Origin of the sequence: Halopiger djelfimassiliensis (assembly GCF_000455365.1) — an archaeon.
GTDB lineage: Archaea > Halobacteriota > Halobacteria > Halobacteriales > Natrialbaceae > Halopiger_B > Halopiger_B djelfimassiliensis.
Genome location: NZ_HG315686.1, coordinates 13627 through 34872, shown reverse-complemented (window position 1 = coordinate 34872; position 21246 = coordinate 13627). Strand labels below are relative to the sequence as shown.

The 21246-nt window shown below is 63.1% G+C and carries 18 protein-coding genes; 10 read left to right on the top strand and 8 right to left on the bottom strand.

What is annotated here, in order from left to right:
• Window positions 1-15 precede the first annotated feature (15 nt).
• Entirely contained in the window at window positions 16-1890 is a 1875-nt protein-coding gene (gatE, locus tag TX80_RS11320) for a Glu-tRNA(Gln) amidotransferase subunit GatE (RefSeq protein WP_049923254.1), read from the top strand.
• Between the two features lie 333 nt (window positions 1891-2223).
• The gene (locus TX80_RS11315) at window positions 2224-3402 is read left to right on the top strand and encodes a hypothetical protein (protein WP_154658632.1); all 1179 of its coding nucleotides are present in this window, start codon (window positions 2224-2226) and stop codon (window positions 3400-3402) included.
• Window positions 3403-3529: 127 nt separating this feature from the next.
• Here the strand turns inward: TX80_RS11315 and TX80_RS11310 are convergent, their stop codons facing one another.
• Window positions 3530-4012 carry an Lrp/AsnC family transcriptional regulator gene (locus TX80_RS11310; RefSeq protein ID WP_049923252.1) on the bottom strand — a complete coding sequence of 161 codons (483 nt, stop codon included), beginning with the start codon at window positions 4010-4012 and terminating at the stop codon, window positions 3530-3532.
• Between the two features lie 179 nt (window positions 4013-4191).
• Here TX80_RS11310 and TX80_RS11305 point away from each other — a divergent pair, with 179 nt between their 5' ends.
• Both TX80_RS11305 and TX80_RS11300 read left to right on the top strand, forming a co-directional pair.
• Entirely contained in the window at window positions 4192-5220 is a 1029-nt protein-coding gene (locus TX80_RS11305; RefSeq protein ID WP_049923251.1) for a DMT family transporter, read from the top strand.
• A 130-nt stretch (window positions 5221-5350) separates the two neighbouring features.
• Complete coding sequence (locus TX80_RS11300; RefSeq protein WP_049923250.1) at window positions 5351-6034, top strand: HTH domain-containing protein; 684 nt, start codon at window positions 5351-5353, stop codon at window positions 6032-6034.
• A gap of 105 nt (window positions 6035-6139) precedes the next feature.
• Here TX80_RS11300 and TX80_RS11295 read toward each other — a convergent pair whose 3' ends face one another.
• Window positions 6140-7171 carry a hypothetical protein gene (locus TX80_RS11295; protein ID WP_049923249.1) on the bottom strand — a complete coding sequence of 344 codons (1032 nt, stop codon included), beginning with the start codon at window positions 7169-7171 and terminating at the stop codon, window positions 6140-6142.
• A gap of 98 nt (window positions 7172-7269) precedes the next feature.
• Window positions 7270-8037 (bottom strand): RNA methyltransferase, encoded by a 768-nt coding sequence (locus TX80_RS11290; RefSeq protein WP_049923248.1) that lies wholly within the window; start codon window positions 8035-8037, stop codon window positions 7270-7272.
• A gap of 976 nt (window positions 8038-9013) precedes the next feature.
• On the opposite strand from TX80_RS11290, the gene TX80_RS11285 reads away from it, so the two are divergent.
• The 3 genes from TX80_RS11285 to TX80_RS11275 all read left to right on the top strand — a co-directional run bounded on the left by TX80_RS11285 (window position 9014) and on the right by TX80_RS11275 (window position 12591).
• Window positions 9014-10285 (top strand): Cdc6/Cdc18 family protein, encoded by a 1272-nt coding sequence (locus tag TX80_RS11285; RefSeq protein WP_049923247.1) that lies wholly within the window; start codon window positions 9014-9016, stop codon window positions 10283-10285.
• A gap of 155 nt (window positions 10286-10440) precedes the next feature.
• Window positions 10441-11634, top strand: coding sequence for a dihydropteroate synthase (folP, locus tag TX80_RS11280; protein ID WP_049923246.1), 1194 nt, complete (start codon window positions 10441-10443; stop codon window positions 11632-11634).
• A 258-nt stretch (window positions 11635-11892) separates the two neighbouring features.
• On the top strand, window positions 11893-12591 hold the full coding sequence (locus tag TX80_RS11275) for a 6-hydroxymethylpterin diphosphokinase MptE-like protein (RefSeq protein ID WP_049923245.1): 699 nt from the start codon (window positions 11893-11895) through the stop codon (window positions 12589-12591).
• A 12-nt stretch (window positions 12592-12603) separates the two neighbouring features.
• Here TX80_RS11275 and TX80_RS11270 read toward each other — a convergent pair whose 3' ends face one another.
• Both TX80_RS11270 and TX80_RS11265 read right to left on the bottom strand, forming a co-directional pair.
• Entirely contained in the window at window positions 12604-12798 is a 195-nt protein-coding gene (locus TX80_RS11270) for a hypothetical protein (protein WP_049923244.1), read from the bottom strand.
• Between the two features lie 155 nt (window positions 12799-12953).
• On the bottom strand, window positions 12954-14111 hold the full coding sequence (locus tag TX80_RS11265) for a tubulin/FtsZ family protein (RefSeq protein WP_049923243.1): 1158 nt from the start codon (window positions 14109-14111) through the stop codon (window positions 12954-12956).
• Between the two features lie 355 nt (window positions 14112-14466).
• Between TX80_RS11265 and TX80_RS11260 the strand changes: the two genes are divergently transcribed.
• The 3 genes from TX80_RS11260 to TX80_RS11250 all read left to right on the top strand — a co-directional run bounded on the left by TX80_RS11260 (window position 14467) and on the right by TX80_RS11250 (window position 17716).
• Complete coding sequence (locus TX80_RS11260; protein WP_049923242.1) at window positions 14467-16227, top strand: ABC transporter substrate-binding protein; 1761 nt, start codon at window positions 14467-14469, stop codon at window positions 16225-16227.
• A 123-nt stretch (window positions 16228-16350) separates the two neighbouring features.
• A complete protein-coding gene (locus tag TX80_RS11255) occupies window positions 16351-17202 on the top strand; it encodes a phosphatase PAP2 family protein (RefSeq protein WP_049923241.1) in 852 nt (283 codons plus the stop codon).
• Between the two features lie 193 nt (window positions 17203-17395).
• Entirely contained in the window at window positions 17396-17716 is a 321-nt protein-coding gene (locus TX80_RS11250; protein WP_049923240.1) for a HalOD1 output domain-containing protein, read from the top strand.
• Window positions 17717-17724: 8 nt separating this feature from the next.
• Here TX80_RS11250 and TX80_RS11245 read toward each other — a convergent pair whose 3' ends face one another.
• The 3 genes from TX80_RS11245 to TX80_RS11235 form a co-directional block, all read right to left on the bottom strand.
• Window positions 17725-18693, bottom strand: a complete 969-nt coding sequence (locus tag TX80_RS11245; RefSeq protein WP_049923239.1) for a sugar phosphate isomerase/epimerase family protein — start codon at window positions 18691-18693, stop codon at window positions 17725-17727.
• A gap of 109 nt (window positions 18694-18802) precedes the next feature.
• Window positions 18803-19870, bottom strand: coding sequence for a Gfo/Idh/MocA family protein (locus tag TX80_RS11240; RefSeq protein WP_049923238.1), 1068 nt, complete (start codon window positions 19868-19870; stop codon window positions 18803-18805).
• A 186-nt stretch (window positions 19871-20056) separates the two neighbouring features.
• Window positions 20057-21244 carry an ABC transporter ATP-binding protein gene (locus tag TX80_RS11235; protein ID WP_049923237.1) on the bottom strand — a complete coding sequence of 396 codons (1188 nt, stop codon included), beginning with the start codon at window positions 21242-21244 and terminating at the stop codon, window positions 20057-20059.
• Between the last annotated feature and the right edge of the window lie 2 nt (window positions 21245-21246).

The following is a 21246-nucleotide window of genomic DNA, read 5'->3' as shown; positions in this document are numbered from 1 at the left end:
ACCGAGTGGCCGTCAATGACCGAAACCGAGTACGACTACGACGAGCTCGGACTCGTCGCCGGGCTGGAGATCCACCAGCAACTCGAGACGGCGACGAAGCTGTTCTGTCAGTGTCCGACCACCCTTCGCGAACCCGAGGAGTCGACGCGGACGTTCACGCGGTACCTCCATCCGACCCGAAGCGAACTGGGCGAGATCGACGAGGCCGCCCTCGAGGAGAGCAAGGTCGACCGCGAGTTCGAGTACCTCGCGTACGATTCGACCTGTCTGGTCGAGGAAGACGACGAGCCGCCCCACCAACTCGACGCCGAGGCCCTCGAAACGACGCTCGAGATCGCCCAGCTGCTCGATATGGAGCCAGTCGATCAGGCCCACGTCATGCGAAAGATCGTCGTTGACGGCTCCAACACGTCGGGGTTCCAGCGCTCGACGTTGATCGCGACCGACGGCGAGATCGAGACCAGCGACGGGCCGGTCGGCATCGAGGACCTCATGCTCGAGGAGGAAAGCGCCCAGCGCGTCGCGGAAACCGACGACGGCGTCCGCTATAGCCTCGATCGGCTCGGGATTCCGCTGGTCGAGATCGGGACGAGTCCGGACATCTCGACGCCCGACCAGGCACTCGAGGCCGCCGAACGCATCGGCATGCTGCTTCGCTCGACGGGGAAAGTCAAGCGCGGTCTCGGGACGATCCGACAGGACGTCAACGTCTCGATCGAGGAGGGCGCTCGCGTCGAGATCAAGGGCGTCCAGAGCTTGGACGACATCGACGACATCGTCCGCAACGAGGTCGCCCGGCAGGTCGAACTGGTCGAGATCGCCGAGGAGCTACGGGACCGCGACGGATCGGTTGGCGAGGTACAGGACGTGACCGGCGTGTTCGAGGACACCGACAGCGGCGTTATCGCCGGTGCGTTGAACGCGGGAGGCACCGTGATGGCCGTCCCCCTCTACGGCTTCGACGGTCTCGTCGGCCGCGAGATCGCGCCGGACCGCCGTCTCGGGACGGAACTTTCCGACCACGCGAAACGCCACGGCGCTGGCGGCATCTTCCATACGGACGAGTTGCCCGCCTACGGCGTCACCGAAGACGAGGTCGCGGCGCTGCACGAGGCGGTCGGCACCGGTTCGGAGGACGCCGTCGCCATCGTCGCCGACGACACGGACGTCGCCGAGGCCGCGATCGAAGCCGCCGCCGAGCGGGCCGAAACCGCGTTCGAGGGCGTCCCCGAGGAGACCCGCGGCGCGAACGACGACGGAACGACCCGCTACCTGCGGCCGCTTCCCGGTGCGGCGCGGATGTACCCCGAGACGGACGTCCCGCCGGTGGAACCGGATCCGAGCGACGTGCCCGAACCCGAGTTGCTGACCGAGAAGGTCGACCGCTACCAGGACGAGTACGGACTCGACGCGGGACTGGCCGAACAGGTCGCCTACGGCGAGTATATGCCGCTGTTCGAGGACGTCGTCGCCGACGGGATCGACCCGACGCTGGCCGCGACGACGCTGGAATCGACCCTGACGGAACTGCGGCGGGACGAGGTGACCGTCGAGAACCTGACGGACGACCACCTCGCGGAGACCCTCGAGATGGTCGAGAACGGCGACCTGCCGAACGAAGGCGTGCCGGACCTCCTGACGGCGCTCGCGAAGGATCCCGACCTGACCGCCGAGGCGGCGGCCGAGGAAGCGGGTCTCGGCGGGGCCGACGAGGAAGAAGTCCGCGAAGCCGTCGTGGAGGTCGTCGAACGGAACGAAACGCAGGTCCGAGAAGAAGGCATGCAGGCGTTCTCGGGGCTCATGGGCGAGTGCATGGGCGCGCTCCGCGGGAAAGCCGACGGCGACCTCGTGAGCCAGTTGCTCCGCGAGGAGATTCAGAAGCGAGCCTGAACCCCGTGTGACCGGGTAGCGTCGAAACCGCTGACGATCGGTCCGTTTTTCGCTTTCGGACTGTCCCGCTACTCAGACGATACGAAGGCCCCGGGCCGTGATATTCTTCAGTGTGGAATGGTAGTGAGAACAGACGCCGAACGCAGTGTGGTTCGGCTTTTTTCGTGGGCCTCCTCGAAGGGCGCAATTCAGAGGGGGCAGATGGTTTGTGCCACGGGGAAAGGAACCCTCTCTCAAGCCGTGCGAGCGGGTCGACTGCAGGTCACCCAGAGAGAAAATACCCTCGGTTCGTATCGCAACACCTATCATAATTATCTTAGCAGTATTACATTCATGAGCGACGACGCTGCTGATTCGAGTATATCGCACGTCGACCGTCGAAGTGTTCTCCACGGGGTCGGAGCAGCCGGGTTTGGGACCGCGTTGGGCGTTGGAACCACTGGTGGGGCCGTCCGTGCCGCGACCACGGACGACGAGGACACACAGGAAAATGCCACCGAGATCGAAGACTGGAACGACCTGAACGCCATCCGGAACGATCTCTATGGCGACTACGTGCTGGTGACTGATCTCGACGAGGAGACGGCGGGGTACGACGAGCACGTCGGCGACCCCGAGGATGGATGGGAGCCGATCGGTGATGGTGGGATCTGCCCAGGTCTCGAGTTTACCGGAACGTTCGACGGAAACGGCCACGAGATCGCTGATCTGGAGATCAAACGATCAGCAGCGAATTGTGTTGGGTTCTTCGGTGGAAACGGTGGAACAGTTAAGAATGTAATTATTACTGACGCTGAGATTGCTGGGAACAAGCGGGTCGGCGGCCTCGTTGGGTCGAACGGCAGCTCCGGTGAAGTGGCGGAGTCATCCGTGAGTATCGCCGAAATAACTGACGGCAACGAGGAGGTCGGCGGCCTCGTCGGGGGGAACTATGGCAAGGTAACGGAATCGTCTGTGAATGACGTCCAAATCACTGGCAACCGGCATGTCGGCGGCCTCGTCGGGTACAACCCCAGCGAGGTGGGAGAGTCGTCTGTAAGTGATGTCCAAATCACTGGCAACCGGAACGTTGGCGGCCTCGTTGGGTGGAACCACAATGGCGAGGTGGCGGAGTCATGGGTGGCTGGCGACGTGACTGGCGAGGAGAATATCGGCGGCTTCGTTGGATCTCATGAAGATGATCTGGTGACAGCCGGGTACTGGGACACCGAATCATCAGGCCAGTCCGAAGGAATTGGATCGGGCGACGGTGACGTCACTGGTCTCACGGCGGCCGAAATGCAAGGCAAGACTGCGAGAGATGCTATGGAAGGCCTCGATTTCGAGGAAACGTGGGCGGTTCAGACCGCTCCTGACGACTATCCGGTTCTTCAATGGCAGGACGACGGCACCACCGACGGCGCTGGCGATGGTCTCCCTGGATTCGGCGTCGTGGGGACGTTCGCAGGAATCGGCGGAGGAACATACGTCCTGAAACGGTGTCTTCGCAACACCGAGCCGGATTCGACGTGACTCACGGTCATCTGGCGTGCCTTACACCCGTCGGTGATACGGCGACCACTGCTGTGCCAGGACGAGCCAGTCACCTTCGAGAACGACTCATACCGATGGATGGTTTCGAACATCGACGGATGGTGCGCTACGCGTCGACCAGTTCCTCGAGCAACGTCTCTAACTCGTAACTCTGGAGCGCATCCCGTTCCTCGATTGCGGAGATCACGAACGTCGAGTCGGTCCGTTCGACGCCCTCTAGCTGCTCGAAGTCCGCGATGAGTCGCTCGACCATGTCGCTGTCGCTCAGTCGGGCCACGACGATGAAGTCCGTCTTCCCCATCGTAAAGAAGACGTTGGTGACCCCTTCGACCGTGAGCAGTCGATCCGCGAACGTCTCGTAGGAACCCTGATAATCGGCGTGCACCTCGACGATCACGGTGACGCCGAGTCCGAGTTTCTCGAGGTCGATGTCGTACCGATCGTTCGTAATCACTCCCTCCTCCCGGAGGTTCGAGAGGCGGTAGTGAATGGTCGAGACGGGGATGCCCGTTTCTTCGTGGAGTCGTTCGGGACTCCCCGTTCCGAGTTCGGAGATGGCCTTCAACAATCGAACGTCGCGCTCGTCCATACGTGGACGATCGGCGGTGCGATACAAATATCTCCCGACTGAGGTAATTGGAGGTTTCTACAACTTTATACCGGTATTCGGGTTCTGTTTGTGTCTGATCCATATGTGTGGTTTTCAATTCAGATATTCGGCGTTCGTTGTAGAAGGACCTAAATACGAGAGATAGCTTCGAACTGGATATGACTCACTCGAAGATCCTGCCAGCCGGGTACCGCGACGCGGTACTCTTTTCGATGCTGGCACTCTGTTGGGGAAGTTCGTTCGTGGCGATCGAAGTCGGACTCGAGCACGTTCCACCGCTGCTGTTCGCGGGTCTACGGTACGCTCTGGCGGGGCTGATCGTCCTCGGATACGCGTCTCTCGTCGCCGATCGGGTGTGGCCGCAGGGTCGAGGGGAGTGGCTCGCCGTAACCGTCGCCGGCGTCTTCGTGATCGCGCTCTATCACGGCCTGCTGTATATCGGCGAACTGTACGTTTCCGGTGCGGTCGCCGCGACGATCATCAGCACCGCGCCGATCCTCACCGTGGCCTTCGCCAGCGTGTTGCTTCCGGACGAGCGACTGGGTCGGCTCGGTCTCGTTGGGTTCGCCCTGGGACTGATCGGCGTCGTCCTCGTCGTTCGACCGGATCCGGCCATCCTCGGGGATACCATGACGGTCGGTGCTGCGCTCGTCTTCGGCGCTGCGGTCGCGTTCGCGCTCGGCGGCGTGCTCGTTAGACCGATCGAATCGGAGCTCCCGCTCGAGTCGCTGGAAGCGTGGGCGATGCTGATCGGGGCCGGCGTGTTGCTCGGGTGGGCACTCCTGCGCGGGGAATCGATAGCAGCGATCGAGGCTACGTCGACAGCGATCCTCTCGTATCTCTATCTCACCCTCGTCTCCGGGGTCTTCGCGTTCCTGCTGTACTTCCAGCTGCTCGATCGAAGCGGCGCGATTCAGGTCAACCTCGTCGGCTACGCCGAGCCAGCGGTGGCTATCCTCGTCAGCTGGCTCGTTCTCGGATCGGTCGTCGACTCGCTGACGATCGTCGGCCTCGTGACGATCCTGGCAGGTTTCAGCCTCGTCAAGCGGCGCGCGCTCCGTCGACTCCTGCGGTCGTGGAGAGAGCCGACGACGGCACCGTCACACGACGGGGCGCACGACCGTGCTCAGCCCCGAACCGATGGCGGCGTATCCGCCGACGCCGAATCGGCCGATATCGAGCAATAACCGCGACGGAGCGGCGTCATTTCGTGTGATCTCGAAAACCGTACGAGGTCCCGTCGATACCGCCTCTTGTCACATATTCTCACCCGGGAACGTTTATTAGTGGAGACGTTGGACAATCCGACGAGAACCAATGAGCGACGCGTCACCCGAGCTAACCGTCGTCTGCCACGTCCGTGCACCGTTACTCCTGGAACCGATCGACAGCCAGATCGAAACGTTGCAGGTGTGTGAATCGGAGGGGACGATCGACGATCTCCTGATCCGGAGCTGGCCCAAGGAAGTCTCCCGGTCGGACTCGAGCCCCCATCAGGAGGTTCGAGAGCGATACGATCGGTTTCTCGACTGGGCCGACCGCCACGGCGTGAGCATCCGACCGCCGTTCAGAGAGCGCACGAGAACGTCGCAGGTGACCGGCGAAACAACGGAGTTACTCGTGACGCCGCTTCTGTGCCTCGAACTCTATCGAGACGACGAACTCGTCGGCGTGTTCCCCCACACTGACGGCGAGACGACGTATACGACCGACGAAGCGATCGCCAAACTCCGGACCGGCGAGTTCCCGACCCCGCTGGAGGGCGAAACGAAAGCGGAGACGTCCGTTCAGGCTACGTCTGCCCCCTCCAACGGCTGTTCCTGTCCCGACTGCGGAAACGACCTCATCGACGGACAGGGAACGTTCGCCTGTCCGGACTGTGGCTGGGTCGGCACTGTCACCGAGTCGGGACAGTTCGTCTCACGGCCGAAACGGACCGAACTCGGCGACACGGAAGCAGACGAGAAGCCGGGGGTTTCGACGACGAAACCACAGCTATAGACGAGCGGAGCCGGCTGACCGAACGGAGAACCGATCCGGGTCAGCGCTGCCTACTGTTCTCGAGTGAGCGGCGTCCGCGACGCGGTCGGCGTCGGCACGCGATCGTCATCCGTCCCCGAAGTCGCCAGCGTATTCGGCCTCGACCGAGACGGCGGTGTCGTCGCGAACGACGGTCGTCGAATCGGCCTCGGATCCGAGTTCCGCTTCGAGTCGATCCGCGTCGATAGACTCCTCGAAGGTCACGACAGCCCGGGCAGTGGCGTCCTCGTTCTCGATCGAGAGGTGCTGGTGGACGCCGGTCGCGCCGTCGAAGGCGTCGAACGCGAACGGGATCGCGTCCTCGTCCGTTTCCGCGAGCGTCTCGAGGCTCGTCGACGAGAACTCGTCGGCGGCGGAGAGACAGACCGTGATCCCGTCGGAGCGACCGAGTCGAAGGAGTCGCTCGAACGCCTCGTCGGTCTCGTGTTTCGGCTCCTGTCCACCTGTCGCCGTCGCGACGGTCCGCTCGACGGTAGCGACCGGTTCCGACACGGAATCGTCGGTCGGATCGACGAAGGCGTACACCTCGTCGGTCACGCCGACGACGCCGCCGGAGTCGGTGGTGTAGACGGCGTACGTCTCTTCGGCGGTCTCCGGAACGTACCCTGCCGACTCGAGGGCGGCCGTCACCCCGTCGAAATCGTATCGGCCGACGAGGGCATAGACTCCGTCGGCGAAGATGAACGTTTCCTCGCCGTCGGTAGTCTCGTTGTGTTCGTTGTAGGCGGGATACCCGTCCGTATTCCCCAGCACGCCGAGGCCGTACAGGCAACGAAACGCCATGACGACCGGGTTCCTGACGAGCGGGTCCGTCGGTTCCTCGCCTTCCGCGGCAGGTTCGTCCTCGAGTAACGACCGCATCGTGCCGACGTCGATCGTCCCGTAGAGGGATTCGGAGCGGTCGGTTCGGGGGAAGATCGACGCGTACGGCGGGATGTTCCCATCGCCGTCGATCGTCGGCTCCGGATCGCCGTCGGACCCGGATGGGTCCGACTGGGTCGCTCCGTCAGTATCGTCCGTCGTCTCCGAACAGCCGGCCAGCGCTGCCGTTCCCGTGCCCAGCAGACACAGGGTCGTTCGTCGGTCGAGGGTGGTCATCCCGTGTTGCTGGTCGCTACGGCTACATCACTGTGATGGCCCTGCCGGCCGTGCCGGTGCCGGCCGCAACCGACCCCGTCGTGTGACGTGGGATCGACCTACCGTTCGGCCGGCCGCTCCGTCGCCCGACGGAGCAATCCGATGAGCGTGTTGGCCTCGCGTTCGGTCAGATCGGCCCGTCCGTACACCCGCCGAAGCATCCGCATCGTCTTCTCGCGTTTTTCGGGCGGGTGGTTGATCTCCTCAAGCAGGGCCGCCCACTGTTCGTAGAGCCGATCGATCGTCGGTTCGGGAGCCCGAACGCGCTCGAGGTCGGGAAGCTGGGTCTCGTCGTCCGCGAGAGTTACCGACCGAAGTTCATAGAGGGTAACGGTGGCAGCCTGTCCGAGGTTGAGAACGGGATACTCGGCGCTTGCCGGAATCGAACAGATCTCGTCGATCCGGGCGAGCTCCTCGTTGGTTAGTCCGACACGCTCGCGCCCGAAGACGAGTGCGGTCGGCGCTTCGACGGTCGGCAATCGAGCCGCGAGATCCGCCGGCGTCGAGAACGGAAACCGGACGTGGCTACGGTCGTCTTCGTTCGTGACCGCCGTACAGCCGATCGTATGGTAGTTCTCGACGAGGTGGTCGAAGGTAACTTCGGTCGCGTTCGGCAACACGTCCTCTCGAGCGTGCCCTGCGAAACCGTAGGCCTCGCCGTCGGGATCCAGTTCCGGCGGGTCGACGAGCAGGAGGTCCTCGAATCCGAAGTTCTTCATCGCTCGAGCGATGGTCCCGACGTTGCCGGGAGACTGGGCATCGACGACGGCGACTGCAGGGGACGTGCGATGCGCCTGCCGCTCGGCGTTGGAGTCGTCCGTACTCATTGCTGTCTCACCGCTGTCGTCTCGAAGGCACGAGTAAGCAAACCGACCGTCCGTCCGAGGGGGAACGGTTGCAAGCGTTTCCAGCGGTAAGGAACGTCGATTCCAGTCCGGAGCATACGCGAACTATCGAGCGCACGTCCAAAAGGAGCGCGCTCGAGACCGTTGCGGGAAGTGATAGGGTCGGAGACTGGAAAGAACGGGTTCTCGAGGATTCCCTGTTCGGTTCTTGCTGTGCTGTTTCTGTCTTCCTTTCTTTCTTCTTGGCCTCGGAACTAGCTAGTAGATAGCTAGTAGATGATGAGTTGTGGATCCTGTTGTAGCGGTGCGATCGCTCGAGTAGTCCGGTGATCCAGGGGAGCCGCCTGTGTGTCGAAACCACTCGAAAACAGCCGCCGTGGTACGCATCGAAACGGCCGTGCGTGTGATGTGAGACGGACACACCCCCCTCGCGTTTGTAAGCCCTCGTCGGTGGGGGACCCCTGTTTCGGAACACACCTTTGTCGCGGATGTAAAATCGTGCGATTTCGGGGCTGCTTTCTCGGATATTCCACGATCAGATCGAAGACACCCCACCCGTTCGGCGTTACATCCGCGACGGGGGTGTGTGCCCCGAACGGCCATCGATGTCCGCCGGTCGCCGAGAGTCAGATGGTAGTTTTCCGGATCGAACGGGCTGGATTCTTCGGTCACTCGAGATCGGAACTCGGTTCCCCGATCGGATTCGAATTCCGTCGGTCCCGATTTGCCCCGTCGAACGGTCGTCAACGCCGTTACATCCGCGACGGGGGTGTCCGTGTTCGAACGGCGGTCTCGAGGCAGCGTTTCGCTCCGGTTAGAAGCGCGATGCCGGCGTTACTGATCGGTAACGGATCGATGCCCGAAAACGTGCGCCTCAGTCCATATACCGGTCTATTTACATCCGCGATCGATCTCCATACCTTTATTTCAATCCAGCCGGAAGACACCCGGTACTGCAATGTCCGCCAACGACGATCGTGATCCACTCTTTCGGTACGACGATCCGGTCTTTGCCGACGAGCGCCTGCTCGAGATCACACATCTTCCCGGTCCGGACCGGATCGTCGGACGCGACGAGCAAATGCAGCGGGTTGCGGACGCCCTGAATCCGGCGATCTTCGGGAGCGAGCCCAACCACCTGTTCATCTTCGGAAAGACCGGGACGGGGAAGTCGCTCATCTCGCGGTCGGTCACCAAACGGGTGATCTCGGAGGCCAGACGCGACGACGTCACGGTGAAGTACGCGTTTATCGACTGTGGCGAACAGAACACTGAGGCGTCGATCATCAAGACGATCGCCCAGATCGTCAACGAACCCGACCGGAGCGGGACGACCGTTCCCGACCGTGGTCTCGGGACGGGGGATTACTACAAACGGCTCTGGCAGGCCGTCGATCAGTGTACCGACGTGACGATCGTCATCCTCGACGAGATCGACATGCTCGAGGACGACGAGGTGTTGCGCAAACTCTCTCGGGCCGGCGAGAACCGGCGCATCTCGGATTCGAGCATCGGTATCATCGGCATTTCGAACAAGATCGACTTCCCCGACCATCTCTCGGAACGGGTCAAATCGAGCCTCTCGCGGGACGAACTCGTCTTCTCGCCGTACGACGCGAATCAACTCGTCGAGATCCTCGAGAAACGCCGCGACGCGTTCCACGACGGCGTGCTCTCCGACGACGTGATTCCGCTGACCGCCGCGCTCGCCGCCCAGGAACACGGTGATGCGCGCAAAGCGATCGACATCCTTCGAAACGCGGGCCGGATCGCAAAGAAGCAAAACGATACTCGCGTCACCGCCGACCACGTCCGCGACGCGAAGGAAAAAACCGAGGCCGACCGGTTCAACGAGTTGATCGAAGGCTCCCCACAGCAGGCCAAGGCGATCCTCTACTCGCTGACGTTGCTGACCGAGAACAGCACGGAAAAGGAATTCCCGACGAAGATCATCTACAACCAGTACAAGGAAGTCGCTCGACAACTCGATTTCGACGTGCTCTCGGAGCGTCGCGTCCAGGAGATCCTGCAGGAACAGAACTTCCTCAACGTGATCCAGTCCGAACGCGAGGGTCGCGGCCGCGGGCGCGGTGCCCACGCGAAACACCGCCTGCTCGAGAACCCATCGATCGTCAAGAAAGTACTGCTGCGGGACTCGCGGCTTGCCCCCCTCGAAGACGCGGAGCCGAATCCCGACGATCGACGGTCGAACGTCGGCCAGCGAACCTAAACGGGCGCTCGTCTCCGTCGACGAACGCACTCGCAGACGATCCGCTCTCTCGAGTTCACTGCCTACAGCTCGAGCGACGCCCGTTCGCCGTCGCGGGACGGGGCCTCCTTCGCCGCAATCGCGGTGCCTTTCCGTCTCCTCTCCCCAGTCGAGGTATGCACAACGTCGATGCGGCCGGGCTGGGGATCGGTGACGATTATCCGCCCCGGATCATGGGCGTCTTAAACGTTAGCGAGGAATCCCCCTACGATCCGAGCGTCTACGACGACCCCGGCGAAGCAGCGCAGTACGTCGACGAGGAACTCATCGACGAAGGGGCCGACATCGTCGATATCGGCCTCGAGTCGGCCAACAAGCGGTTCGAGGTTCTCTCTGCCGAGGAGGAACTCGAGCGGCTCCACGTCGCGCTCGAGACCATCGAAAGCGTTTCCGGCGACGCGGTGTTCTCGATCGAAACCCGATACGCCGCGGTCGCGGACGAGGCGCTCTCGAAGGGGTTCGACATGGTCAACGACATCTGTGGGTTCGCCGACCCCGAGATGCCGACCGTCTGTGAGGAACACGACGCCGCCGTCGCGAAGATGGCGAGTCCGCCGGATCTCGACCGACCCGGTGCGGTGGAGGAAACCGACTGGGAGACCCGGAAGTCCCCCAAGTGGGCGGCCGACGCCGACTACGTCGACCAGGTGTACGAGGCGCTGAAACAGAACGGCCTGACGGACAAGACGATCGTCGATCCCGCCTTCGGCGGGTGGAGCGAGGCTCAGACCCTCGCCGACGACCGCGAAACGTTCCGCCGGCTCCGGGAGTTCCGTGCGCTCGAGCGGCCGATGCTGGTCTCGATCAACCGGAAGAACTTCCTCGGCGAGATCGCCGACCGCGAGACCGACGCGCGGTTACCGGTCAGTCTAGCGGCGACGTCGATGGCCGTCGAGCGCGGCGCACACGTGATTCGAACCCACGACGTCGCCGAAACGCGCGATGCGGCGTTGATCGGCGCAGCGTTTACCGAACGGGAACGCGTCACCGGCGACGACGTCACGGCCACGCGGCTGGATATTCGCTCGAGCCGGGAGTTTCGTACCCACCTCGCCGAGCGCGGCATCGACCCCGAGGTCGCCGACGAGTACCAGCCCCTGATCATCGAACTCGATGGCCTCTCCGGCGACCGGCGCAAGCGACTGTCGGCGATCGTTGCCGACACCGACGCCGAACTGTACGGCGGGGCCACCGGTTCCGATCTGTTACTCGGAACGACGATCTCACTCGCCGATGTTTCCCGGCGAATTACCGACCGAGACGGCGATCTACGCCGTGTTGGCGAAGAGCTTGCCGGGCTACTACAGTAAGAGAAAGCTTATACCGGAGGCTTCGAAATGAGGGAGTGGACGCCGGGCGGCCTCCCGGGTAGGGGTACTTTGGAGGCGACCCCCGGCCCACAACACGGAATTATTGTGGTATTGTGTCACCCAGTGACGACGCCGTCGACGCGACGGACACGGCGTGCCGATTCGAATGCACGGATAGTTACGGCTCGAGGTCCAACGTCGGATAGCCCCGGCAATACCGCCGGATCGCGAATCTGACGGCGAAACACGATCGAAACCATGGAATTCGACGACTGGGAACCGGTTTACGAAGCTATCCTTCGTGAGTTCGGATACGATCGAACCGCCGACGAGCAAGCCCGTGACGTTCTCGTTTCGCTGACCGACCCGTTCGACCTCGAGTTGGTCGCGGCCGCTCGTGGGGCGACCGTCGCCATCGCAGGGGCGGGGCCGTCGCTCGAGACCGAACCCGAACTCGAACGCGCCCGCGAGGCGGACGTCGTCTTTGCGGCCTCGACGGCGGCGGATACGCTCGAGGAACACGGCATCGGTGTCGACTGCATGGTCACTGATCTCGACAAGAACCCGGAGACGGTTCGCCGGCTGACCGAACGCGACGTTCCGGTCGCGGTCCACGCTCACGGTGACAACATCCCTGCGGTTCGGTCCGTCGTCCCGACCTGTGTCGACGAGTACGTCCTTCCGACGACGCAGGCAGCACCACGCGGTCCCGTCCGGAACTTCGGCGGGTTCACCGACGGCGACCGGGCGGCGTTTCTCGCCGATCATCTGGGTGCCGATCGACTCGTCTTCGTCGGCTGGGACGTCGACGATCCGTCCGTCGGCGAGCCGAAAGCGCGGAAACTCGAGTGGGCAACGCGGTTGCTGTACTGGCTCGAGTCGCGACGGGACGACCGGTTCGACGTCCTCCGTGGCCGCCGGGACGGGATCGAGACGGACGCGCTCCCGCTCGAGTGAGCGGTCCCGCCGTCAGCCGATCCGGTACGTAACGATGTCGTCACAGCCACAGACGGGACATGCGGTCTCCGTCGGAGCGGCCGCGTTCCCGCAGCGGCGACACTCCTCGATCGTCGTGGCGTCCGTTCGTCCGAACAGCACCGACGTTACCGCATTGTGCATCGTCGTCCCCAGCGATTCGCGGTTCGTCCGTCGTTGGCCGATCATCGCCCGTCCAACGAAGCTATCACAGTTCGTTCTTGTCTCTTTACGATTACTATCACAAGAACTGATTACTGCCGGGATGCGCTTTCGGACGGTAAGGGTGGATTACCGACCACAGCGGCGGTCTCGAAGCCGCCACGTGAGGCCTGATGCCCGCCTCAAAACAGCGCGTCGATCTCTCCGCCGGTATCCATAAGCGACGTAAACTCCTCCTCGGCGTTCGCCTGTACTGCCTCGGTCGTCTCCTGGGCCTCGATCGCGACCTGCTGGAGTTGATCGACCCGCGGAACGTCCGTCACGCCCGAGAGAAGCACGATCGCGCCGACCTCCTCGCGTCCCGGCCGGGGGTGATCGCCGCCGCGGATCTCCATGCTGCCGGTCTCGTCCTCGAGCCACTGGCGGCCCCGTTCGACCCCTTTCCGGTTTAGGTGTTCGGGTGGTCCGGTCGCGACGACGAGCCCGCGATTGGCGCTCGAGACGTCACACGGGAGCGTCAGTCGCCCGAGTGCGGCCTTCCGAACGAGACTCGTCATTCGGTTCGTCGCCGCGCCTTCGTCGAACTCCTCGGTATCTCGGAGCGTCGACAACAGCCCGTCGTTGGTCTCGACGCCTTCCCGCGCGTATCCGATCGTCGAGACGCCGTCACAGAGGGTGTTGATGATCTCCGAGGAGTCGACGACGCTTTCGGCGACGTGATCCCCCGCCTGTACCTCGCCGGCGGCGAACAACAGCCCGAACCGTTCGACGATTTCGCGATTGATCCGCCCGTAGCCGTCGGCGACGGACTCGCCGGCGCTGCGCCAGACGTCGTTGTCGAAGACGAGGAGGTTGTCGACTTCCCGGACGAACGTCTGGAACGAGCGGGCCGCGTTGAGCGTATAGATCCCGCCCTCGTCGGTCGCCGGGAGGATCCCGAGCCCGTAGACGGGTTGGGTATAGATCCGCTTGAGGTGTTTCGCGAGGACGGGTGCGCCGCCGGACCCGGTACCGCCGCCCATGCCGGCGACGACGAGGAACGCGTCGATTTCGTGGACCGGAATCCGGTCGATCGCTCCCTGTATCTCGTCGATGTCCGCCTCGGTGACCTGTGCGCCGAGTTCGTTGTCGGCACCGACGCCGTGGCCTTTGACGCGCGCCTGCCCGACGAGAACGCGATCCTTCCGTGCGACGTTCTCGAGGCCTTTGAGATCCGTCGTCGCGGAGTTGACTGCGACCGCCGCCTCGACGAAGCCGCCGTCGATCGCGTCGTCGTACGCCAGGAACTCGTCGACGATCTTTCCACCTGCCTGACCGAAACCGATGAGTGCGAGCTTCATGGTTCTCTCTCGTGGCCGTCCCCCGATGCGAACGGGACCGAACCGCAGACGCCGATCCGTTCGGCCGGAGTCGGAACGGGTACCACGCCTTCACCACCACCCTCTCCGTGTATTGTTATGCTCGACATACCAACGAAGAAAAGAGCGTCATCGACCGATTACATTCGCCGAACTACGTAGTATATATTTCCATACTATAATAATATGGAAAAGACGCGGTCGGTAATACGCGAACCGGTCCGATTGTCGCACCGCGACCCCATCGAAACGGCGATTTCGATCAATCTGCGGGTCGGGCGAGAGCTGTCGTCTCGAGAGTAAGTCCTATACGCTGTGGTGGCGTACCGGTCTCAGTATGGAAGATGTCGCTTCGTCGATGACACGGCGTCGGTTGCTGGCGGGTGCAAGCGGTCTCGGTGCCAGTATGCTGGCCGGCTGTTCGGAGCGACTCTGGTCGCGGGCCGAAAACTCCGGTCCCGACCGGATCGAACTCACTATCAAGACGGTTCCAACGGACGACGACGCGATCGCCGCGAAGATCATGAGCCGGCTCCGGGAGAACTTCCGGGAAGCGGGGATCGATACGACTCACGAGCCGATGCCGGAGCCGGAACTGTACCGGGACGTCCTCATCGAGGGCGACTACGACGTCTTCGTTCTCAGACACCCCGGGTTCGATGAGTACGACGCGATTCGCGGACTCCTCCACTCGCAGTTCGTCAACGAACGAGGGTGGCAAAACCCGTTTCACTTCACCAACGTCACGGCCGATAACTACCTTCAGTCCCAGCGAACGTCCACCGGAAGCGAGCGTCGCGATCACCTCTCCGAACTCTTCGATTTCCTCGAGGAAACGGCCCCGTATACCGTCGTCGCGTACCCCCACCAGATCGGTGGTGTCAGGCGATCCCTCGACGCGCCGAGGCCGCCGCGGCGACCGCTCGAGTACATCGATCTCCTCTCGAGGGAACCGGCCGATGGATCGCGCGACGAACCGCTCACGGTCGGCGTCTACGGGGAGGGGTTGACCGAGCGGCTGAATCCGCTCGTGGTCGATCGTAACAGAATCCACGGCGTGCTTGAACTGCTGTACGATCCACTCGCGCGCCGGACCGACGAGTACCGTGGCGGTGCCGACGAGTACGTTCCGTGGCTGGCCGAGGACATCGAGTGGGAGGACTCGGGCCGACTACGGGCGACGATCACGCTCCGCCCGGACGTCGCGTGGCACGACGGCCACTCGCTCGATGCGGACGACGTCGCCTTCACCCTCCGGTTTTTGGGGGATACGTCGCTGGGCGAACTCGAAGCCGGGGTTCCCGCGCCGCGGTACCGGGGTCGACAGACGCTCGTCGAGAACGTCGCCGTTCTCGACGAGCGAACCGTTCAGCTCTCGTTCGGAAGCACCGCTCGTCCGGCCGCGGCACGCGTCCTTTCGATCCCCCTTCTCCCCGAACACGTCTGGGAGCCACGGTCGGCGGTCGTCGCCGAGCGCCGGACGGAAGCGCTCGTGACCAACAACGAAGCGCCGATCGGCTCCGGGCTCTTCCGGTTCGGCGACGCCACGGCTACCGAACTCGTCCTCGAGCCGTTCGACGACCACGTCTTCCGCGACAGGGTCGCCGAGAGACCGGATATCCTCGACGGGTTTTCACAGTTCTCGGGGCTCAGATACCGGGTCGATCCGAACGCGGGGGCGATGATCGACGCGCTTCGGGACGGTGAGATCGACATTACCGGCAGCGACGTCCCGCCGGAGATGACCGACCGAATCCGCGAAGTACCGGGAACCTCGACGATCACCGGCCCGACGAGCTCGTTTTACATGATCGGCTACAACCTTCATCATCCCGTCCTCGGAAACCCCCATTTCCGGCGGATCCTCTCGCGGTTGATCGATCGTGAACACGTCGTCTCCGAGTTCTTCGGTGGGTTCGCGGACCCGGCGGCGACACGAAACTCGCTCGTCGGCGTCCGTGACGACCAGTGGGAGCGAGCGGTCGACTCCCGTATCGCGACGTTTCCGGGATCCGACGGCGAGATCGATACCGAGCGAGTTCGGACCCTGTTCGAAGAGGCCGGGTACCGGTACGACGAGGATGCGTTGCTTCACTGACGGCTGCCTGCGATGTGTTTGATCGCTTGGGCCTCCGGTGTCGCCGATCATCGGACCGCCCGCGAGCGACACCGATACCGGTCGCTATTAATGTCTCGCAGGAGTACACCGACGGTAACCCGTATGGCCTTCGCTGGTATCGTCCTGAAACTCGCTCTCGTCGTCGCGACGATGCTCGTGACGGCGACGCTCGTGATCGTCGGTCCGCGGCGAATCACGGCCGCGTTACGGGAGTTTCGCTGGCGACTCGAGATGTGTTTCCTCCCGCTGGTAGCGCTCGCTCTCGTGTTGACACTCCGGTGGTCGACGGGGGATATCGTCGTCCGCATCGAACGGCGGATCCTCGGGAACAATATCACGCCCCACCTATTCGAACTCGAGCGGACGCTCTTTCCAGCGAATCCGGTCGCCGTGCTCCAGTCGTTTCAGTCACCCGAACTCACGTCGGTGTTCGTCTTCGTCTACATCTACGGGTACGCGTTTCTCCTTCTGTTTCCGATCATCGCGTACTTCGCACTCGATGAGATGGACGACCTGGAGTCGTTGCTGCTTGCGTTTACGGTGAACTACGCGCTCGGGCTCGTCTGTTACGTCCTCTTTATCTCCTACGGGCCGCGGAACTTCGACCCGCTGTTGTTCGACGGGCTCCTCTACGACGTGTTTCCGCGAGCCGGGATGCTTACGACACAGGTAAACCAGAACACGAACGTCTTCCCGTCGTTGCACACGTCACTCTCGATGACGGTGTTCTTTCTCGCGTGGCTCACCCGTGACAAGTATCCACTGTGGGTCCCGGTTTCCGGCGTTTTCGCCGTCGGTGTCGTCGTCTCGACGATGTACCTCGGGATTCATTGGTTCTCCGACGTCGTCGCCGGGACGGGACTTGCCCTGATCAGCGTCCACGTCGGAGCCAACTACACCGTCGGCGGCGCTCTCGATTCGACCCGGCGTTCCATCGATCGCCGACTCGACTGACCCGGTCTACACGCAGGCTTCGCAAGGGCACCGATCGCAGCGCTCGAACGGGCACGGAACGACGAGTCGGAACACTGAACGTCCCCGTTTCGTCCATCGGTGAGCGATCGAAGTTCCGACCGCATACCGCACGCAGTCGCCGCCGTCAGTAACTGCCATCATACTTATCCCGTCTGCTCACCTAGATTTCGGCATGTCCTCTCCGCATGACACGTCGTCGCCCGAGGGAGAGGGGCCACCGACCCAGACCATCATCGAAGCGATCGCGGATCACGAGGGCGTCGACGTGACCGAAATCGAGCCGCCGGAGTACGATCCACTGTACACGGTCGTCAACCCGACTGCGCTCGATGCTCTCTTTCGAACGCCCGCTCGCGTCCCCGGCCGCGCCGCCGGTTCACGGGTTACGTTCGAGTACGAAGGCTATCGCGTCGTCGTTTACGGCGACGGCAGCGTCGACGTGATCGACCCGTCCTCATCCGACGAGTCGTTTACTCGCCCGATCGAAGAGTAGCTGACCCACTACTCCGCCCAGTAGGCCTCGCCCGGCTCCGTCTCGAAGGTCGCCCGCTCGAGTACGTCGATCGCCTTCTCGAGACCCTCGCGCGAACTGGTCAGGGAGTCCTCGTGTTCGATGCTCAAGACGTCGTCGTAGCCGACCATGCGCAGCGTCGAGACGATGTCCTTCCAGTGGGACTCGTCGTGGCCGTATCCGACCGATCGAAACAGCCACGATCGGTTCGGTTCGTCGTCGTACGGCGTCGTATCCAGCACACCTTTTTCCCGGGCGTTTGCCCCGTAGATCCCGGTATCCTTGGCATGAACGTGGTGGATCGCATCCCGCTCGCCGAGGTACCGGATGGCGTCGGTGACCGAGATCCCCTGCCAGTAGAGGTGGGACGGATCGAAGTTCGCGCCGATCCGGTCGCCGGTTTCGTCACGGAGTCTAGCCATCCCGTGGGGTTCGTAGACCAGCATGTTCGGGTGCATTTCGATGGCGATATCGACGCCGTGATCGTCGGCGAACTCGGCCAGTTCACTCCAGTACTCGCCGGCCCGATCCCACTGATAGTCCAGCGCCTCGTCGTGTTCGGGTGGCCACGGGGCCGTAATCCAGTTGGGGACTGCGTCGTTCGGTCCGCCGGCGGGAAGCCCCGAAAAACACGTGACTGCACCGACTTCGAGTTGCCCAGCCAGCCGAACGGCCTCGCGGAGTTCGGTGTCGGCCCGCTCGGCCCGGTCGTCGTCGGGATGGAGCGGATTGTTGTGGGTCGCCAGCGCGCTGATCCGCATCCCGTATGCCTCGAGGAGATCATCGAGCTCTTCCTGTGCGGTCTCGTCGTCGAGGTACTCCTCGCGGGACAGGTGGTCCTCGCCCGGGTGGCCGCCGACCCCCGGTTCGATCGCGTCGACGCCCTGATCGTCGAGAAAGGACAGCGCACCCTCGAGCGATTCGTCCGCCAGCGGCGGGGTGTGTACGCCGATGTCCATACGGAAGGGTCGACCACGGCCGGGCGGATAAAATCGGGGGCGTCAACCGGACGAGCACGCCGCGATAGCGGGCAAAGCGTCTCGACGCGAACGGGAACGCGGATGCGGTTCACTCGTCGACCCGAATCGTTCGGCCCTCTTCGCTCGAGCGGTAGATCGCGTCGATGATCCGCTGGACGGCGAGTGCCTGTTCGATGCTGTCGTCGTCGGGATCGTCGGCGGCGATCCGATCGAAGAACGTCCGCTGTTCTTCCCTGTGGGTGTCGTTCTGGCGCGTTTCGATCGACGTATCTTCGAGGTGGTCGGGACCGATCTTGCTCGCCGAGTGAAACGAGAGGTCGCCCTCGAGTAGATCGAACCGGGCGGCGGAACCGGTCCCGCGGACGACGAACTCGTGATTCGCCGGCCGGTTCGTGGCCCACGCGACCTCGAGACTGATCGTTCGGTCGTCGGCCGTCCGGACGAACGCGCTGGCGGAGTCGTCGACGTCGAAGCCGGCGGGACCGGCGTCGTCGGCCCACATCTCGAGATAGGCGTACTCCTCGTCGGATCCGAACTCGCTGCGGGTCACGCCGTTTACCGCCATGACGTCCGGGTAATCGAGCAAAAACAGCGTGAGATCGATCGCGTGGACCCCGAGGTCGATGAGCGAGCCGCCGCCGGCGATCCGTTGGCGGGTAAACCACGACCCCCGGCCGGGGATTCCCCGCCGGCGAACGTAGTTCGCCTCGATGTGGGAGACGGTTCCGAGGTCCCCGCGGTCGATACGGTTTTTGACGATCCGCACCGTGTTCGCAAACCGGTTGTTGAACCCGACCATACAGTGGGAGTCGGCGCCGGCAGCGGCTTCGGCGATCCGTTCGGCGCTCTCGAGGGAGTGTGCGAGGGGTTTCTCGAGGAGGACGTGGAGCCCACGTTCGAAGGCATCGATGGCGTACTCCTCGTGGTACTTGTTCGGTGTCGTGATGATGACGGCGTCGACGGTGTCGTACAGTTCCTGATGGTCCTCGTAGACGTCGACATCGTAGCGCCGGGCAAAGCGCGTCCGCGCTTCGGCGGCGACGTCCATCCCGCCGGCAAGGGACACGTCGAGTTCGCGGAGTCGCTCCGCGTGGTAGTGACCGATGTTGCCGAGGCCGACGATACCGGTTTTGATGTCAGTTCGGGGTGGTGTCATCGATAGATGAGTGTCGGGTGGGAGCGTGTGATTTCGGACCGATACACTCGTTATCGCTATATCGAATCTTCGTACTGGATCTCCTTTTGTCCATTGCCAAACAATGGTCGGCCGGTCCAAGCCACGGCACGGGCCGATCGTCGTCTCGGAGCGGTGTCTCGAAACTCGAGGCCGGGACTGTGAGAGTTAACTATCCGCTTCGGTCGCAGTCGTCCCGGGTTCTCGTCCGGAGGGGCCGGTGATTCCGTGGGCCAGCGCGTCGCCAGTTGCCGTATCGAAGAGGTGGATCTTCGATCGATCTAATACGACGTCGACGGGCTGGTTTTCACCGATCTCCGTATCGGGTGTGACGCTCATCAGCAACTGGTGTGGCGACGATGCGGGGTCCTGTTCCATCGATCGGGTTTCCTCCTCGGCGAGCAACAGGTAGACGAAGACCTCATCGCCCATCGGTTCCAAGACGTCCGTTCGGGCATCGATCGGTGCGGTCGGACTCGCGAGACTTTCGGCGTACTCCGAGAGATGCACGTCCTCCGGTCTGACGCCGAGGGTCACGGCGTCGCCGATGGCCGCTTCCGGAACGATACCGTGGTCGAACTCGACCGTAAAGTTGTCCGTCCGTATTCCTTCCTCGACCAGTTCGCCGTCGACGAAGTTCATCGAAGGAGAACCGATAAAGCCCGCAACGAACAGGTTTGCCGGTTCGTTGTAGCAGGTCAACGGCGGCGCGATCTGCTGGAGTTCCCCCTCGTTGAGGACGGCGATTCGATCGGACATCGTCATCGCTTCGGCCTGATCGTGCGTGACGTAGATGATCGTCGTCTCTAGCTCCCGGTGGAGTCGCTGCAGTTCCGTCCGCATGTGGACCCGTAACTTCGCGTCCAGGTTCGCGAGGGGCTCGTCCATCAGGAAGACGTCCGGGTTGCGAACGATCGCGCGAGCGATCGCGACCCGCTGTCGTTGTCCGCCGGACATCTCGTCCGGCATCCGATCGAGCATGCCCTCGAGTTGGACGATGTCGGCCGCCTGCTCGACGCGCCGGCTGATCTCCTCGTCGTCGTATTTCCGAAGCCGAAGGCCAAAGGAGATGTTGTCGAAGACGTCCATGTGCGGGAACAACGCGATGTTCTGGAAGACCATCGCGACCCCGCGGTCCTTGGGTGCGAGGGTCGTAACATCGTCGTCGCCGATGAACACTCGGCCGTCCGTCGGCTGGGTAAGTCCCGCGACCGCCTCCATCGTCGTGGATTTCCCACACCCCGACGGTCCGACGAAGGTGACGAACTCGCCGTCCTCGATGTCGAGGCTGATGTCGTCGACTGCAATGACGTCTTCGTAGCGTTTCGTGACGTTTTCGAGTCTGACTCGTGCCATAG

What these genes read in the sequence shown, in the direction of transcription:
- gatE (WP_049923254.1), top strand. Translation starts at nt 16, where the DNA reads ATGACCGAAACCGAGTACGACTACGACGAGCTCGGACTCGTCGCCGGG.
- TX80_RS11315 (WP_154658632.1), top strand. Translation starts at nt 2,224, where the DNA reads ATGAGCGACGACGCTGCTGATTCGAGTATATCGCACGTCGACCGTCGA.
- TX80_RS11310 (WP_049923252.1), bottom strand. Translation starts at nt 4,012, where the DNA reads ATGGACGAGCGCGACGTTCGATTGTTGAAGGCCATCTCCGAACTCGGA.
- TX80_RS11305 (WP_049923251.1), top strand. Translation starts at nt 4,192, where the DNA reads ATGACTCACTCGAAGATCCTGCCAGCCGGGTACCGCGACGCGGTACTC.
- TX80_RS11300 (WP_049923250.1), top strand. Translation starts at nt 5,351, where the DNA reads ATGAGCGACGCGTCACCCGAGCTAACCGTCGTCTGCCACGTCCGTGCA.
- TX80_RS11295 (WP_049923249.1), bottom strand. Translation starts at nt 7,171, where the DNA reads ATGACCACCCTCGACCGACGAACGACCCTGTGTCTGCTGGGCACGGGA.
- TX80_RS11290 (WP_049923248.1), bottom strand. Translation starts at nt 8,037, where the DNA reads ATGAGTACGGACGACTCCAACGCCGAGCGGCAGGCGCATCGCACGTCC.
- TX80_RS11285 (WP_049923247.1), top strand. Translation starts at nt 9,014, where the DNA reads ATGTCCGCCAACGACGATCGTGATCCACTCTTTCGGTACGACGATCCG.
- folP (WP_049923246.1), top strand. Translation starts at nt 10,441, where the DNA reads ATGCACAACGTCGATGCGGCCGGGCTGGGGATCGGTGACGATTATCCG.
- TX80_RS11275 (WP_049923245.1), top strand. Translation starts at nt 11,893, where the DNA reads ATGGAATTCGACGACTGGGAACCGGTTTACGAAGCTATCCTTCGTGAG.
- TX80_RS11270 (WP_049923244.1), bottom strand. Translation starts at nt 12,798, where the DNA reads ATGATCGGCCAACGACGGACGAACCGCGAATCGCTGGGGACGACGATG.
- TX80_RS11265 (WP_049923243.1), bottom strand. Translation starts at nt 14,111, where the DNA reads ATGAAGCTCGCACTCATCGGTTTCGGTCAGGCAGGTGGAAAGATCGTC.
- TX80_RS11260 (WP_049923242.1), top strand. Translation starts at nt 14,467, where the DNA reads ATGGAAGATGTCGCTTCGTCGATGACACGGCGTCGGTTGCTGGCGGGT.
- TX80_RS11255 (WP_049923241.1), top strand. Translation starts at nt 16,351, where the DNA reads ATGGCCTTCGCTGGTATCGTCCTGAAACTCGCTCTCGTCGTCGCGACG.
- TX80_RS11250 (WP_049923240.1), top strand. Translation starts at nt 17,396, where the DNA reads ATGTCCTCTCCGCATGACACGTCGTCGCCCGAGGGAGAGGGGCCACCG.
- TX80_RS11245 (WP_049923239.1), bottom strand. Translation starts at nt 18,693, where the DNA reads ATGGACATCGGCGTACACACCCCGCCGCTGGCGGACGAATCGCTCGAG.
- TX80_RS11240 (WP_049923238.1), bottom strand. Translation starts at nt 19,870, where the DNA reads ATGACACCACCCCGAACTGACATCAAAACCGGTATCGTCGGCCTCGGC.
- TX80_RS11235 (WP_049923237.1), bottom strand. Translation starts at nt 21,244, where the DNA reads ATGGCACGAGTCAGACTCGAAAACGTCACGAAACGCTACGAAGACGTC.